Source organism: Anabaena sp. CCY 0017 (genome assembly GCF_963920885.1).
In the GTDB taxonomy this organism is placed as follows: Bacteria; Cyanobacteriota; Cyanobacteriia; order Cyanobacteriales; family Nostocaceae; genus Nodularia.
Genome location: NZ_CAWUDG010000034.1, coordinates 1 through 15,807 on the forward strand (window position 1 = coordinate 1; position 15,807 = coordinate 15,807).

The following is a 15,807-nucleotide window of genomic DNA, read 5'->3' on the forward strand; positions in this document are numbered from 1 at the left end:
GCCCTAGCAGCTTTAGCTAATAGACTGCCACCAGAATTACTACCAGAAGCACTGGTTGCGGCTGAACAGATTCAAAATGAGTTTAGTCGCGCCAATGTCCTAACTGCCTTAGCTAACAAACTACCCGAAGTATTACCAAAAGCACTGGCTGCCGCCAAACAAATTCAGAATGAGTCAATTCGTGCCAATTTCCTAATAGCCTTGTCCGACAAAGTGCCACCAGAGTTATTACCGCAAGCACTGGTTGCTGCTGAACAGATTCAAGATGAGTTCAGTCGCGCCCGCGCACTAGCAGCCTTGTCCGACAAACTGCCAGGATTATTACCAGAAGCACTGACTGCTGCCACACAGATTAGAGATGAGTCAAGTCGCACCTTTGCACTAACAGCCTTAGCCGACAAACTACCACCAGATTTATTACTAGAAGCACTGGCTGCTGCTAAACAAATTCAGAATGAGTCAAGTCGTGCCGATGTCCTAATAGCCTTAGCCGACAAACTGCCAGGGTTATTACCAGAAGCACTGACTGCTGCCACACAGATTAGAGATGAGTCAAGTCGCGTTAATCTCCTAACTGCCTTAGCTAACAAACTACCCAAAGTATTACCAGAAGCACTGGCTGCCGCCAAGCATTTTCAAGATGGGTCAAATCGCTTCAATCTCTTAACTGCCTTAGCCAGCAAACTGCCACCAAATTTATTACGCGAAGCACTGGCTGCTGCCAAAGAAATTCGGAATGAAGAGTATCGCGCCAATGCACTAAAAGTCCTAGCTGACAAACTGCCGCCAAATTTATTACGCGAAGCACTGGACACCATCAAACAGACTCAAGATGAGTGGGGTTACATCTATATCCTAAGTATTTTAACCAAAAAACTACCAGACCTGTTACCAAAAACACTGGACACCATCAAACAGATTCAAGATAGGCGGAGTCGTTCCCAAGCCCTAAGAATTTTAGCAGATAAATATTCAACGGTATTACCAGAAGCACTGGTTGCCGTCGAACAGATTCAAGATGAATTCAGTCGCGCCCAGGGTCTAGCAGACTTAGCTGACAAACTACCAACAGAATTGCTGCCACAAGCACTGGCTGCGACTAGACAAATTCAGAATGAGGAGTATCGCGCCCGCACACTAGCAGCCTTAGCTGACAAACTGCCAGAATTATTACCAGAAGCTCTGGCTGCGGCTAAACAAATTGAGAATGAGTCAAGTTGCGCCAATATCCTAATAGCCTTAGCCGACAAACTGCCACCAGAATTGCTGCCAGAAGCACTGGACATTATCAAACAGATTCAAGATGGGCAGAGTCGCGCCAATGCCTTATATACCCTAGTCGACAAATTGCCACCAAAGCTATTACCAGAAGCTTTTGCTGCGGCTAAACAAATTGAGAATGAGTCAAGCCGCGCCCAGGCTCTAGCAGCCTTAGCCAACAAACTGCCACCAGAATTACTGCCAGAAGCACTGGCGACAGCCAGAAAAATTGAAAATGAGTCAAGTCGCATCCAGGCTCTAGCAGCCTTAGCTCTACCTTTATCTATAATGACAAAAACATTACTTTTCCCTAACTGGCAACAGACACTTCATGAGCTATCTCTCCATAATCGCCAGAATTTACTGCAAGATATAAAAGAATTAGTTCCAGTTATCTTTGCGTTAGGAGGTCAGTCCACAATAGCAGAAGTCAATTGTGCCATACAGGATGTAGCGCGATGGTGGGCTTAAACAAAAATCCTTGTTAACAGGAACAGTTAACGAAAGTGCCATTTCGTGTAATTGGTGTCATTTTTCATCTCGCCAAAACTCGCCACTGTTTCAAAGGCTGATACTACCTCTATCCTCTTGGCGAGTTTTATACTGTCGCAATTTGGCGAGATTCAGAATAGCTGATTAATGTACTCATCCAGGTCACTGCGTTTTATTCGCCAACCTTTACCAATCACTTTGGCTTTTAGTTCCGAAGCTGCGATCGCATCCTTGAGAAATTCTCTAGACAAACCAGTTAACGCCTGTGCCTCTGCCATCGACAACAGTAACTTATCGGCTACTGGTACTTTGGGCTGATTGTCATTCGTACTCAGCAGCCCTTCAATGATTGATGAGAGCTTATCAATTACACCAATCTCGCCAGAGGTTTTCACCAGTTTTTCTGTTCCTGGCTGATGCTCTGTCGCAATTTGGCGAGATTCAAAGGCAGGTTTTACAGTCGGTTGGTTTAATTCTTCCTTAAATGCTTCCAGTTCGGAGGAGTCAAAGTTTGCAGTCGGGCGAGTTTTTCCTTTCTCATACTTAACGCTGATTCGCCCCTGTTGTACATAGCGCTCTAGCGCTCGAACACTGACACCAAGAAAATCTGCTGCTTCCTGTTTGTTCATGAGATTAACGCCAAATATCGCCAAATTATATCATGCCATCTGGCGGTTTTTGGCGGGGTTAGAACATGATGGGGTAGCGGGCTAAACTAACTCCTTAGCTCCTTAGCAGGAATCGTCAAAGGTTGGACTTTTTGTCGCCGCTTTCCTTTAGTAGGTACAAAACGAATTTCAACAGCGTAACCAGCCCCCGAAGCCAGTTTAGCTAAAGTTTCAAATTTAGGAACCTGTTTACCAGATTCAATCCGAGCTAGCTGTGGTTGTTGAATACCAACCAACTCAGCAAAATCACGTTGATTTAAGCCACTAGCTTTTCTCAGAGCAATTACTCGCCTTGCAAACTGGAATTCCGTTTCCAGTGCTTCATATTCAGCTTTTACCTCTGGATCTGCTAGGACTTCATCACGGATAGAATCCCAGGAAATTGTGTTATTCGTCATTGTTTTTTACTCTTCTTGGTTTTATTGCCTTTTAAAAGAGAAGCCTTTTCTTGTTGAATTTTCTCTCGTTCTACAAAGTCCTTCATTCGTTCTTTAGCCAATTTCAACTCTTTTCTGGGGGTCTTTTGAGTTTTTTTTTGAAACCCGTGAAGCAAGATGAACTGCTTGCCAGTGTAGGCGAAATAAATTACGCGATAGATGTTTGTGTCTTGTTCTGCTCGAATTTCATAAAGCTTGTCCTCAAGATGCTTGACGTGTGGCTCTCCTACAGCTACCCCTTGTTCCTTTAAAAGGTCAAAAATATGACCAAGCCTAGCTTTTACCTTTGCATCCTGTTCTTTAAACCAATCTAGTACTGGAGATTCCTCATTGGCAAACTGATAAAACTCAACTTTCCACTCACTCACTTAATTGACTCTTCTGATAACGCTAATGTTATCATAGCTTTTCACTCTTATTCAACAGCCTTAAAGCTTTGAGTTAAACACTGCCCATTGCTTGGGACTGATTGCCTCAATTTCAGCCTTTCGCTGCTGTACTTCGCGGTTATCGTTGTCTATGCGATTACCTCCGGCAGAGCGTAGTCCATCGCCCTTGGTCAAACTATGGGTTTTGGCAATTTCACTAGATGCTATATCTACCCGCTTTTTCATGATTTCAAACTGCTTTTGTGTAGTCACTCGCCATTGGTCACGAGCGATCGCATCCAGCTTTTTACAGAGTAACAATTCAAACCGAGTATCAATTACACCCAACTGATTTAAATGGTAAAGTTTATCGCCACATTCGCACAGCTGACAGATAGGAATGCGATCGCGGTTATAGTCATAATTGGGAACAACTAACCTGACTAAGTGCGGCTGAATCTTGCCAGTATCCTGGCAGCAATAGCACTTCCAAGATGGCTGCCAAATTTCCTTATCCCCTGTCTCCTGTTCTGCACGGACTGGTAACGGCTCAAATTGTGGAAAATCTTCAATCATCATTCCTCCCTCAACCAGCTAAATTGCTTTGTCTCCCGGCACCATTTCACAAATTCATACTTTTCTGAATCGCCTGCGATGAACTGTAAGGGGTTGGCTGTCTCCTCAATAATTGCCAGCCAGTCACGGGTGCGCGGGTCATTCTCCCATTTACTGTTTTGCGCCGGGGGCGTTTTCCCCTTGGACTTGTACCACTGGCGTGATAATTCCTGCCAGTTCATCTCTATCCAACGTCGGGTAAGTGTAGGGGGATTTGGTAACTGCTTGGCCTTCTGTTCCCCAAATATCCAAAATTCCTCTCTCTCTGCTTCTGAGAGAGAGTCTGTAAAGTCTGAATAAGTCTGAATAGTCTGAAGGAAGTTGGAACCTTTACTCTGAGCAGGTTCTAGAGGTTGATTTTCTGGGATGTCAGAATCTATTCTGGGATTTCGGAATTCATTCTGGAATTTCAGAATATTTTCTGGGATGTCAGAATCCATTCTGGGATTTTGGAATATTTTCTGGGATTCCGGAATGGATTCTGGATTCTCAGAATCTTGCTGTTGTTGAGAATCAATAGTTGAATCTTGTTGACAAAATTCAATGATGATCTTGCCACTATTAATTGAAATCACCCCCTGGTCTTTGAGCTTGGCAAGGGCTTCATAAACACTACTTTGGGGAATCTGCCAACGCAGGGCTAATTTTTGAGGGAAAATTTCAATGGGGCGGTCGCAGTAAGGATTTTCAGAACGCAGCGCCAAATGCACAAATGCCGCATTATTAATCAGCTTGGCTTTGTGTAGTGCTATCAGTTCCGCTTTTTGGAGTGGGTAAAACTCACCTTTAACTTTTCCGTTGGCATCTCTTTCAGGTTTCGGTATCATACGAGTAGCTTCCATAGGCTAGTTAATGAGTCCCCAATCAGCGCAAATGCTTGGGGAGCTTGTTTCTCGGTATTTAGGCAGCACAAAACAGGGGTAACTACCCTTGTGGTTAGATATCAGTTTGCAAATATACAAAGCCAAAGCAAGATTTGTGTATTTGCAACAATTATGCGAAATCACCAGCAAGTATTAATAGATGCGGTAGTAAATACGGTTATTGAAAGGGGCATGACTGGCAAAACTAGGGTGTGAGGTGTAGGGGGGTGAAGAGAAAAGTGTACTTTTGTACACCCTGTTCCGAAACCAATAAGGTTCAAAACCCTACTAAATCGCAGATGTTGGTCTTTAATTGATGGTGGGTTAAAGTCCCCATCAATTACCCTACACCCTACACCCCATACCCCAAACCCTTCTTTTTGACTGGTAAGCAGATTGCTTTTCCATCTGGTTGTGACTTCTTCTCCAAAGTATGTCTGCATATTGCTCGGTATTTCTTCGCAATTGGTATGTCACCACTATGGACTTTCTTTTTTCAAAAAAGCAATCAACTTTATTACTATCTTTCCCTCGTACTAAAGTATTAGACCTTGCCCTCAAACCCTGATGATTTCGTTAATCGTCGTTTATTTGGGGATAAAAAAGTGAAAAATTTAACAATTCAATGGAGGCGATAGCAAAGCTAACGCCTTTAGGCGTATCGCGCGGTGTGCAGTGCCAGAGGCGATGCCGTTTCATTGTGCCGGAGGCGATCGCTTAACCATGTTTTGAAGTTTTATACCATTATTTATCATAAATTGGTTCAAAATTCCAGTTCTTGCCCCGGCTGCTGCTGGTCAAGCCTCTGTTGCTCTTGGTACTTTCTCCATGCACACAGGGTATAATTCCAATCTTTGCCTTTGGGTTTCACTCGCATGGCGTGATGTAACTGTTCCATTTCCTCCTAGTTTTAAATAGAACCACCCATCAGTTCGCTTGCTTCCTTTCACATATCCACTAAAGGTGTCTGTCGCGCATCTGAGATTTTGGGGTTTAAAGGTAGGCGTATTTACGCCGAGAGGTACTAGCTAATTCGGCACGATTGGCTCATGTGATAATTTCATGCTTTCTGCCATTATATTGATGAAATATTGAGCGATGGGATGAATACCCGAATTCATCATCGCGTTCTTCATATTGTTGAATCCAATTCTGGAGAAACTCGAATGTTTGTGCCTGCTCCTCGATTGATTTGAATTTGTGCGGCTCCCAAGGACGATTGCGGTTATTTTCAAGACATTTACTAATACCGGGATTTAGGAAATAGATTTCCGTCGAGAATTCGATAGCAGCTTTAATTAGCGTGCTGTAGCAGCCTTCAATTACCCAATACGGATTATTTTCTATAAAGTCTCGTAGATCCTTTGTTGAATCTTTTTGAGAACGCCGTATGGCAATTTGGTTTGGTTCCCAGACGATAGTATCGAGATCAAGAATTGGGATACTGAAGTCTTTACCAAGTTTATTTGCAAGAGTAGTTTTTCCAGAACCGGAATTGCCAAATATTAAAATTCGATACATTGTGGTGATTTAATTAAGATGCAGCCGAATGATTTCTAATTTTCCAAACAGCTTAAATTATTAATTACATAAATTTAGTCAAAAGTTGAAGAGGTGATTAAGACTGCTTCTACCTCTGCCAGTAAGTACCTCATGACAGAGGTATAAATTTGCTCGTGTGTGTCATCTTAACTCGTTGCCAGTCCCATCTCCCCCGAAAAAATCGCTCTCCCCCACACCCAACACTCGCCCCAAACAGGCTTGGTCAATGGTTTAAACTGTCTGTACTAGGGTATATACGTGGTATAGAGATGGCTAACACAGAACGCGAATCAATTAACTTTAAACTCCCCAAAACCCTCACCAATGCACTCCGCAAAGCTGCACGAGAACGTAAAACTACGGCTACCGATTTAGTGATTCAAGGCTTGCATCATATCCTGGGGCAAGTTCCTGGCACAGAAACAAGTGTAGAAACTCGTCTACACCATATCGAAGTATTTTTGACTCAAATGGCCAATGGACAAGATGCTGGTGTAGAAGATAGTTCAAAACAAAGACTTTCACTATTGGAGCAAAAGACCGAAGCCATATCTTTGAGGTTGGCACAAATTGAAGGAGCTATTTCTTTACTTGGACAGCGTTCTGCAACTCCTCAAAGAAGGCAGTCCTACCAATATCATCCACCGCAGTTAGAACTGCAAGCGTATCAGGGGGTAAATCTGGCTAAAAGATTGGGTGTGGATTTAGCTACTTTAGAGCGAGAACGAAATAATCAGAGTTCTAAGGACTTTGAAAGATGGTGCAGGTCGAAAGATCCTGGTTCTGTTGGGTGGCGTTTTGGTGACGATGGACTCTTCCATCCGATTAAGTAAACTAGCCACCACCATTTGCGGGAGCAGCAGCGCTGTACGCGATACCTTCGGCGTACCCCTCCGGGGAAGCACATAAATTGGTTCAAAATTCCAGTTCCTGCCCCGGCGGCTGGTGCTGCTGAGTGCGCCTCTGTTGCTCTTGGTACTTTCTCCATGCACACAGCGTCTCATTCCAATCTTTGCCTTTGGGTTTAACTCGCATGGCATGATGTAACTGTTCCATGATCATTCGTGCAGTCTCACTCCCGGCAGGATCATTGTCATAAGCCACTTCTACTGCGGGAACTGTTTGCAGAAATTCTACAGGCAGACTTTTGGGGCTATCCACTGCCATGTACATTGTCCTGGTTTTGGGTATTCCTTGCTCAACTTCCATTTCTAGAGTGGCAAATGACAGTGCCTCAATGGGGGATTGACACAATACTACTTTTTCAATTTCGCCTTTTGGTTCTCCTCCCAGTTTTAAATGAAACCACCCATCAGTTCGCTTGGTTCCTTTCACATATCCCTCAAAGCTGTTATCTTCCCCTTCTGTTACGTTTAAAAATGCACCAGTGGTTTCACCATCTAGATTCCGCATTAAGAACACGGCGTTTTGTTTCTCATCAGCGTAAATTAAACCTTGCTCATGAACAGCTTGCAGAAAACTGGGTAGTAATCCTCGTTCCTGAGTGAGATAATCTTCGACTTTACACCATTGACGCTCATCCGGTGCTGGGGGTACAAACTTGGGTCTTGGTTCAAACTGTGCAATTTCAGTAGCTAATTTCCGAAATTGGGCGATGATTGCCCTTTCGACCCCTTGTTTACCAAAGCTATCATGCAGCCATTTGTAAGCTTGCTGATCATTACATTGGTTAACGTGTATTACTAATTCAATTGCGCTACTACCGTTGAACAGACGAGGGGAAGCATTTGAGGATAGGGCATTGTTGGAAAATAATTCTTTCTCTTCCTGCTGCACCTCTGCCCCAACTCCCCCTGCTTTGATTGGAGTAAACTCATAAAATTTGGAATCATTGATATTGATGATGTGTCCGAGACCCTTCCATATCCCCGGCTGGTTATAGTCACGGTCTAACCCCAACTGCCAAGCTACATCCTCCAGGGGCAAGTCGTGTAGTTTTTCTGTCTGCTGCTGTAACTTGACAACTTCTGCTTCGAGTTGTTGCCGGAGTTTTTCGCTGGCGATCGCATTTTGAACAGATCGTTGCTCATGTTCAATGGCGCGTTGACGATCCGCTAATTGATGATCGAGTGCTTGTATCGCTGGGTCAGCCTTAATCCGGGTATAGAATCGCTGTGCTGTTTCTCCCAATATGGGTTCTAATCTTTCAAGTTCTAAAGTCAAAGGTTGACTATTTACGGCTTGGTAATATTCCTTAACTTTAGTGTGGGTGGCTTTACTGCCTTTGACCCCTCGTTCAATACCCAATGGTGCAAGAGCTTGAGCATAACTATCCTGCAATTTAGATAACTTGATTCTGCACTCTTTAGGTGAACCGCCAAACATTTTGTAATGACTGAGAAGATGGGCTTTTTCGTCAATCGGCACTATGTAAGCGTGAATGTGGGGAGTGGCTTCATCCAGGTGTAATTCTGCTCTTACGCATTTATCCCCGTAGTTTTCAATAAGCCAGTTCTTAGAGGTGTTAGCAAAATTCCTCAATCGTTGCTGATTCCATTCTCCCGCTAGTGATGGATTGTGTGGGCGAAAATATTCTGGGCTGGCACTCAAAAACATCTCGCTACACAACACGGCATCTTTGCGGGGCTTGTGTTTTGTGCAAGACTTAATTTTGAGTTTGACAATTTCCTCCAAGGGATGGTCAATGTCCCCAATCAACCTGATATTTGTTTTTTGTGGGTCAGCATTAGCAGTTTCTTGAAGTCTGGCAGTATGGGCTTCACTACCCCCCACATTGCCAAAAGATTTCAGCTTTACCACGCGTAAAATTGCTAAACCTGCCATCTGTTCTCAGTTGTATATTTACTCCAGTTTTCATGCCCCAAAGGGTAATTGTGGGTTGTCTCTGGGCGAGCATGAACGGGACGGAAATCTCACCCGTAGATTATAGAACTGTAGTGAGTACAGTTCTATTAAATTGCACCTGACACTCATGGGATGGTGATAGTCCTGGATTGGATACAAATGCGTCCCTTACAAGTATAACAAAATCCCTATTCAATGGTAAATTTACAGGTTTTTAAGGATAATCAATTCATCTGACACTGGCAGAGGTTGATTATTAACAGTTAATCACTAGAAAAATGGTGTTTCTGAGTCAATCTTTACCTGAAATTCCTATCAAAAATGCCTGGGTAACTTTTGAGTTTAAACTGGCTAAATCAACGTAATTACAAGGGTTTTGGCTTACTATATTCTCAACAATGGTAAATTATTGATAATCGTCAGGGGTGTTTCGGATTCACTCAACTTTTTTCAAAGGATGACACAACTCTTTTGTAACTAGAAGTAGCATAAAGGACTACAGAATAATTTGTGATCAGTTTTTTGAATTACTTTTGCAACATCAATGTATTATTAGATTCTCAATAATTTCTAGTTTGTTGAGAATACAGATTTACAGCTAGCTGGTAAGTCATGTTTTAGGTAAATTATGGCTTTATAACTAGCTGTTAGGTAATTATCAAGAATCGTAGAATCATGTAGGAGTGCTGGTTATATGGCACGACAGCTAGCTAGTAGGTGATTTTCTGGGCATAAAGCATCACTACATCTAGCTGTTGAGTAAATGTATTCTAAGATGCTATATTTATACGGGGAATCTACTGTTACTCTATATAAATAGTTGAGTTTTTGAAGCCAATTATTTTTTTTTGGATTTTATTTAGTTTTTATTTGATTTTTATTTGGCTGTTGCAAATGCAAGCGAAAATTTTTGGTGGCTGAAAAATTCTCAATTTAATTTTCAGCTTTTACTTTTGGGAAGTCTCACGAGATAACAATCTGATTTGATTTGGTAAATTCACTGGCGTGGTCAGGCTACTCTGAACGCACACGGGTCAGAGAAAATCTCAGATAGATGATAGATAGATGTGTACTAAATCTTGTAAGCGCATCTCAGAGGCAACCAAAATCAAATAGCAGTTCTAGTTGGAAATATGTAGAAAGATACGATAAATTGTTTTCAGGGAATATTTTAAATATCTGTATCACTGCAAGTAGAACTTTCCAGAAGAAGATAAATGGTATGAGGAAAGAAACAATTGTAATCAGACGCAATCCCGAAAGTTTAGATGGCAGGATAATTAGCTATTTAAAAAATGCTCCACTGCATGAGGAACTGGATTTTTCTGAGTTAGTTATGTCTACTCTCAAAGCACATTGGTTGCCTTTGGCACTGTTCGATGAGGGTGTACGTGGGGAGAAAATGAGGCAGATTGGCATTCAGGCGATCGCTAAATTAGAAGCACAAATCAGTAACATCCGGCGAATTTGTGGCATTGCTCCTGACCCTGTTCACACCATACCAATAGTTACTCATCAGACATCCAAAACAACATCAAACGATAACGCATCTACCTGGGGGATGATTTTAGATAATCAAGAAATAAATAACAACGGTCATAAAAATGCTCAAACCAATAATGAGGATAAGGCTGATGATAATTGGGATGACGATGACGATTGGGAATTAATGAATCTACCACAGACTGAAGAAGAGAGAGACGCTAATCGAATCATAGGTTTCGGACAATAAACTAGAGAAAACCATGACTGAAAAGCAAAATAAATCAAAAAATGTCTTGAAGCTGGTCTTGACTTGTGATTTGGGAGGCAGTCAAACCAAAGCGATCGCACAAATATATCCAGATGGTATACCTATAGTATTGGCAATGTCCCCAGAAGTTGCAGATGTGAGCAAAGGTTCAATTGAGCGATTGATTCAACAAAATCAAGTTTTTCAGGGCAACACCACTTGGTTGGGAATTGGCGAAAAATACTATATATTAGGCACTTTAGCAAAAACTATGTTTGCGGGAACGGCGGCGATACGAGATTTAAAGTATCAGTATGCGCTACCGAAAATTGTTGGGATGTTATGGCTGGCTTGTCGCAAATTTAACTTTGATTCTCCTAATGAGGTTTTCGTAAAACTTTTATTGCCTCCAGGGGAGTTAAATGATGGTGAATACTTGGCACAAGAGCTTAAACAAGTTTTAAAAACCGGAATATTTACGCCTACGGGGAAGCTAAAAGCTAAGTTACGTAATTTTGATGTTTCTGTTGAAGGGTCTGGAATTATGGCGTACCGTCGCCGTAGTATCCAAGATAAATATTTTCAAAAGAATATTGGGATGCTGATGTTGGGGTATCGGAATGCCAGTTTTTACCTTTCGGCAAAGGGCAATCCGTCTCTGGCAGAGTCTACCCAGTTGGGCATGAATTGGTTGTTAGAACAGTTTGTTGAACGTACTGCTGTTGGTTTATCCAAATATGATTCACGTTTGATTTGGGCTTTATTGGCAGCAGGTAAGGGCGATTTTGATGACCTACGTGCTTTATCACGTAAAACTACTGAGTCTGGTATAGAGTTGGATTTGAAGTTATTTCAAAAGGTATTGCCAGATGTGCGGGACGAGTATTGTCTTGCTTTACTTAGATGGATCAGAAATATTGCTGACTTGGATGAGATTGTGATTTGTGGTGGGACAACTGAGTTTGTTCGACAAGAGTTGACTGAACATTTTGAGAATGAGGGCATACCGATTGTTTGGAATGGCAATGTGTCAATTCCAAAGAAGTTAGATACTCTTGATTTGGGGGATAGAGTAACTGATGTTTGGACAAGTCATATTAGCCACATTAAAATGTTGGACAAAAATTTGGGTCATGATCGTCAAGGAAAAACTTTAGTCCCAACCGATAACCAGCCAACTTACTACAATGGCAAGGTTCCCGAAGAAGTATGGATTCAACAGGGTTTTATGCCCATGCACGAAGGGGTGTGATTTTTCAGCCAATGACGCTCAATTCTATATTACAGCGATCGCTGCTCTACCTAACGGCAAATCAAGCTTATTGATACTATTGTCAATAAATTAGTTGGTTTGAGATTAAATTCTTTGAACACCTCCTTAGATCACAAAAAACGTTAAATGTCTATTTTGATTGGGTTTTAGCTGTTTTATGAAATTATTTTTTTGACAAAACAACCTGCTCTTAAGAATGTTTTGAGTATATTTACTCTTGCTGAATGTGGGTTGTTAAGTACCTGTGCAAAATTAATTGCCTATTTGAAAATCCTGTATCCTATGCTGGATAAGCAACAAAGGTAAATTAGATGTGCAATTTATTTTGCATGACTACTTAACAATGGCGGTGAGTCCGCCGCAAGCATCAACTCTTGACCGAAGCCATTTTTGATTTTTGATTTTAAATTTTGGATTAAATGAAAATCTGAAATCTAAAATATTTGGTCTCAAGCCTCTGGATTCACGCAGAAGAAAAACAAAAAGTTTTCCATGTTTAAGCCTCTTCTTTATAAGGAGAGGTTAATCCAAAATCGTAAATCCAAAATTAAGTGACGCTCAGATATTCGGGTGCAAACCACAATTCTCTGCCGTCTGCAATCACCCTGCATTGTTCCCCATCAAAAGCAATCACCTCACCTGACAACCCATCAAAGCGTCCTCCAGCAGTAATCGTCACTGTTTTACCAATTAGATCCACTGTGGAATTTGATTGTGATTTTTGGCACTGTATATCTGTTAGTGCTTCAGTGGAATTTGATTGTGATTTTTGACACTGTATATCTGTTAGTGCTTCAGTGGAATTTGATTGTGATTCTTGACACTGGATATCTGTCAGTGCTTCAGTATTATTTTGATTGTCTACGTAGACAATACCCGATTGTCTACGGTCGTGTAGACAATCTTTATCCTCGCTATAACAGGTTTCTTGGTAGCATTCTGGGCTATTGTCTACATTGTCTACATCATTAAAGCCTTTTTCAAAGTTTGGTTTTTGAAATGCAATAAATCTTACAGAGCGTCCTTTACGTACAACTGACCCATAACCCATTTGAGCCATTTTTTCAAATAGGTCAGCAACGTAAGCCCCCGCTTCTCTAAGAGCCGCCTTAGCGCGGTTTTGAATGGGGCGAGAATCTTTATAAACATCACGGGCGCTGATCCCATCAGGATGCTTACTCAGTGCCGCAGCGTGAATTTGCAACATAATTGATGCAATGTCATCGCTGGTGCTAATTTTTTCCTGCAAGATATGAAAGGCGCTGCGATAGTACTGGGCGAAGGTGACAGCCCGTTTTAAGGTGGCTAGGGACAGTGTTTTGATGTCAGTGGTAGATGGGCTGTAAAAACACTCAATCAGGTGTAAAGCCAGCGCTATCCGCAGGATATGAGTATCAAGCTTGTTCATCCAGGTGCGGATACCAGCATGAGAAATCTGCTCGATTTGGTCGCCGATACTGTCAACAATTTTGGCAAAATATTTCTGAGCATCTGGCGCTATTTGGACTGTCTCTTGGGTTAAATTGTCCAGCCACTCATAAAGTACGGGCAGACGGTCTTTTAGCCGGCAGTAAGCCCCAGGAACATACTTTTTCTTACGTTGTTCGGGTACTGCAAACAAGAAACGGGCTTGCATCCCATTCCCGTCATTAGCGTCTTTAAAAACTTTGCGGAAAACATCATTCTGGATGCCACCAGCCAGTGATACTGCTGTGCCAGCAATGCTATAACTGTTTTCAATATCGGCGCGGTCAACAAATGTTGGTTTGTTGTCCCAAAGCTTCAGCACTAATTCCGTGGCCTCAGTTTCACTGCCGGAAAACTGATTTAGAGAACTAAACAGCCCTTTAAATTCATCCCGCGCCCATAATGAACCGTGGTTCCCTTGTTCTGACAGGCGTTTGAGGACTGATTGAATTGTGGCTACTTCAAACAGGTACTTTCTTAACCCTGGCTTTTCTGGTTCTGTGGCTTCAAAGTCCCCAGCTTTTTCATACTGCACGATCGCTCGCTTGTAATCTTTAGCTTTTTCCTTATAATCCGCGTCGGCACGTAGCTGCATCTTCCTTAGCGGGCCAAAAACAAGGCTGTCAGCACGGGTTTTACCGCCGCCACTCGGCATAACGGTGCAAGTCCAGTTAATCGCAGGGATACCACCATACTCATCCAGTGTAAACGTCCCTGCTAATGAGGATACGGCGGGCAACAAAGCCTGCCAAATCATCACAGGGTCAATATTCAGTTTTTCCGCATCATGCTTGATGTCGCGGGCTAGGGGCGCGGGTAATACTTCATCCCAGTTAATCCGAGTTTGGCTGTAATCCATTAAGGATTTCAGCCGGATTTCGTCTTCTGGTAATACTTCATTCACTTTTACTCGTTGACTGGAAACAATGCTTTCAAACAATTTCCGGTCAACTCTGTCTTTATACTGATGATAAAGTGAGTTAAGTTTTTGACGTTCAAAAAATTCTGAATAATTAGACTCGATAATGGTGTAGACATTGCCGACAATAGCCTGAATCATGCTCTCGTTATCAACATTGGGTGTAGACAATGGCGTAGACAATAAGCCATTGTCTACGTAGACAATAGATTTTCTACTTAAGTCAGATGTTGTACTGATATGATTTTGATACTTTTTCATCCAAGCTGCGTAACATCCTTGTAGCTTTTGATCATCGAGGCTGGGACCCTTGGCGATCGCGTCGGCTTTTCTCCACCAACCTTCGCGCTCCTGTGAACTGAGTGGCGGTGTGCAGCGATCGCAGAACACATCGTACAAAACCCTTGGTAAGTCCAGATGGTCAATTCCTAATTCATGGAGGCGACGAGATGTAGCAATCAGGTTCAGGCTCAGTTTCTGGGCTGCCATGTTGCGTCCACCGTCGCCTGTGCCATGCTCAATTAAGGCGCGGTCATCCTTACCCAAGAAAATTTCTAAGGGCGGGCTACCAATCACAGTTGGTGTTTGAGGTTTTGGAGTTGGTGCGGGCGCTCTTGTGGGCTGCTGATGGTTCAGCATCAACTCAATTACCCAGTTGGGACATTTGGCCACCTCAATATCCTGGGGCGATCGCACCCAATGATAACTACCTGTTTGTGGGTGTACAGATGGGGGGAGTACGCTTTGCAGCCCATTCCAGCGAAATTCTAGTAACTGCTCTTTACCGTCATCGTCCTTGACTCCAGTTTTGAGCTTGACTGTTTTTATTAGTTGCCAGTATTCCTCTGTGACAAAGTAAAGTAATTGTCTGCGGCCTGCTTTGCCAGAGCTAAAAATTACTGTGTCGGGTAAGTCGCCATCAGAAAGTTTTTGTAGGAGTGCTTCTGCTGCGTGACCATCCGCATCAATGGCTAAAATTCCGCCTGATACTTCACCTGTGCGGATACCGTAGCCAAAGGCTTTGCCTGATTGCAGTTCTTTAATCAGCGCCTGCTGTGTTAGTGCTGTTTCTCTTTGCCAGTTCTCACGATAAGGGCGCTTATTGTCTGTAACCGGGGTCAATGCCCAGTTACCAGGAATTTGTTGTAAGCCGGAAATTAGGCGTGATGCGGTCGTTGGATTGATTTTTGTAGTATGCACTTTTTATTACTCCGAATTTTCTTGATAAATCCGGGTAACTCCTGATTGCAACACGAGCGCATAACTGGTTAAGATAGAAATGCGATCGCGGTTCCGAAAAGTCTTGCACGACATTTTCAGTTCGGAGTTACCTACCCGCGTTATG

12 protein-coding genes and 1 pseudogene are annotated in these 15,807 nt (G+C 42.6%); 4 read left to right on the plus strand and 9 right to left on the minus strand.

Annotation, left to right across the window (positions count from 1 at the left end; all coding sequences use genetic code 11):
- Nucleotides 1-1,731, plus strand: a pseudogene (locus ACM0OW_RS23365) (hypothetical protein); the annotation flags it as partial.
- A gap of 152 nt (nt 1,732-1,883) precedes the next feature.
- On the opposite strand, the gene ACM0OW_RS23370 reads toward ACM0OW_RS23365, so the two are convergent.
- The 7 genes from ACM0OW_RS23370 to ACM0OW_RS23400 form a co-directional block, all read right to left on the minus strand.
- Nucleotides 1,884-2,381 carry a helix-turn-helix domain-containing protein gene (locus ACM0OW_RS23370; protein WP_414552798.1) on the minus strand — a complete coding sequence of 166 codons (498 nt, stop codon included), beginning with the start codon at nt 2,379-2,381 and terminating at the stop codon, nt 1,884-1,886.
- Between the two features lie 86 nt (nt 2,382-2,467).
- Complete coding sequence (locus ACM0OW_RS23375) at nt 2,468-2,818, minus strand: helix-turn-helix domain-containing protein (RefSeq protein ID WP_414528449.1); 351 nt, start codon at nt 2,816-2,818, stop codon at nt 2,468-2,470.
- A complete protein-coding gene (locus ACM0OW_RS23380) occupies nt 2,815-3,225 on the minus strand; it encodes a type II toxin-antitoxin system RelE/ParE family toxin (RefSeq protein WP_414552799.1) in 411 nt (136 codons plus the stop codon). The genes ACM0OW_RS23375 and ACM0OW_RS23380 overlap by 4 nt, the downstream gene beginning before the upstream one ends.
- Nucleotides 3,226-3,285: 60 nt before the next feature.
- Nucleotides 3,286-3,804: a hypothetical protein gene (locus ACM0OW_RS23385; RefSeq protein WP_414552801.1), complete on the minus strand. Its 519-nt coding sequence runs from the start codon at nt 3,802-3,804 to the stop codon at nt 3,286-3,288.
- Complete coding sequence (locus ACM0OW_RS23390) at nt 3,801-4,667, minus strand: hypothetical protein (RefSeq protein ID WP_414552803.1); 867 nt, start codon at nt 4,665-4,667, stop codon at nt 3,801-3,803. Before ACM0OW_RS23390 ends, ACM0OW_RS23385 begins: the two co-directional genes overlap by 4 nt.
- Before the next feature lie 799 nt (nt 4,668-5,466).
- Nucleotides 5,467-5,601: a hypothetical protein gene (locus tag ACM0OW_RS23395; protein WP_414552805.1), complete on the minus strand. Its 135-nt coding sequence runs from the start codon at nt 5,599-5,601 to the stop codon at nt 5,467-5,469.
- A gap of 149 nt (nt 5,602-5,750) precedes the next feature.
- Nucleotides 5,751-6,224, minus strand: a complete 474-nt coding sequence (locus ACM0OW_RS23400) for a shikimate kinase (RefSeq protein ID WP_414552806.1) — start codon at nt 6,222-6,224, stop codon at nt 5,751-5,753.
- A gap of 290 nt (nt 6,225-6,514) precedes the next feature.
- Here ACM0OW_RS23400 and ACM0OW_RS23405 point away from each other — a divergent pair, with 290 nt between their 5' ends.
- Nucleotides 6,515-7,078 (plus strand): hypothetical protein, encoded by a 564-nt coding sequence (locus ACM0OW_RS23405; RefSeq protein ID WP_414552808.1) that lies wholly within the window; start codon nt 6,515-6,517, stop codon nt 7,076-7,078.
- 82 nt (nt 7,079-7,160) lie between these two features.
- Here ACM0OW_RS23405 and mobV read toward each other — a convergent pair whose 3' ends face one another.
- Nucleotides 7,161-9,050, minus strand: coding sequence for a MobV family relaxase (mobV, locus tag ACM0OW_RS23410; RefSeq protein ID WP_414552810.1), 1,890 nt, complete (start codon nt 9,048-9,050; stop codon nt 7,161-7,163).
- A gap of 1,243 nt (nt 9,051-10,293) precedes the next feature.
- On the opposite strand from mobV, the gene ACM0OW_RS23415 reads away from it, so the two are divergent.
- Complete coding sequence (locus ACM0OW_RS23415; protein WP_414552811.1) at nt 10,294-10,803, plus strand: hypothetical protein; 510 nt, start codon at nt 10,294-10,296, stop codon at nt 10,801-10,803.
- A 13-nt stretch (nt 10,804-10,816) separates the two neighbouring features.
- The gene (locus ACM0OW_RS23420; protein WP_414552813.1) at nt 10,817-12,055 is read left to right on the plus strand and encodes a ParM/StbA family protein; all 1,239 of its coding nucleotides are present in this window, start codon (nt 10,817-10,819) and stop codon (nt 12,053-12,055) included.
- 568 nt (nt 12,056-12,623) lie between these two features.
- Here the strand turns inward: ACM0OW_RS23420 and ACM0OW_RS23425 are convergent.
- Nucleotides 12,624-15,662 carry a DUF3987 domain-containing protein gene (locus tag ACM0OW_RS23425; RefSeq protein WP_414552815.1) on the minus strand — a complete coding sequence of 1,013 codons (3,039 nt, stop codon included), beginning with the start codon at nt 15,660-15,662 and terminating at the stop codon, nt 12,624-12,626.
- Nucleotides 15,663-15,807: the final 145 nt, after the last annotated feature.

Coding starts and splice junctions, on each gene's coding strand:
- ACM0OW_RS23385 (WP_414552801.1), bottom strand. CDS start 3,804: ATGATGATTGAAGATTTTCCACAATTTGAGCCGTTACCAGTCCGTGCA.
- ACM0OW_RS23405 (WP_414552808.1), top strand. CDS start 6,515: ATGGCTAACACAGAACGCGAATCAATTAACTTTAAACTCCCCAAAACC.
- ACM0OW_RS23415 (WP_414552811.1), top strand. CDS start 10,294: ATGAGGAAAGAAACAATTGTAATCAGACGCAATCCCGAAAGTTTAGAT.
- ACM0OW_RS23370 (WP_414552798.1), bottom strand. CDS start 2,381: ATGAACAAACAGGAAGCAGCAGATTTTCTTGGTGTCAGTGTTCGAGCG.
- mobV (WP_414552810.1), bottom strand. CDS start 9,050: ATGGCAGGTTTAGCAATTTTACGCGTGGTAAAGCTGAAATCTTTTGGC.
- ACM0OW_RS23390 (WP_414552803.1), bottom strand. CDS start 4,667: ATGATACCGAAACCTGAAAGAGATGCCAACGGAAAAGTTAAAGGTGAG.
- ACM0OW_RS23395 (WP_414552805.1), bottom strand. CDS start 5,601: ATGGAACAGTTACATCACGCCATGCGAGTGAAACCCAAAGGCAAAGAT.
- ACM0OW_RS23420 (WP_414552813.1), top strand. CDS start 10,817: ATGACTGAAAAGCAAAATAAATCAAAAAATGTCTTGAAGCTGGTCTTG.
- ACM0OW_RS23400 (WP_414552806.1), bottom strand. CDS start 6,224: ATGTATCGAATTTTAATATTTGGCAATTCCGGTTCTGGAAAAACTACT.
- ACM0OW_RS23375 (WP_414528449.1), bottom strand. CDS start 2,818: ATGACGAATAACACAATTTCCTGGGATTCTATCCGTGATGAAGTCCTA.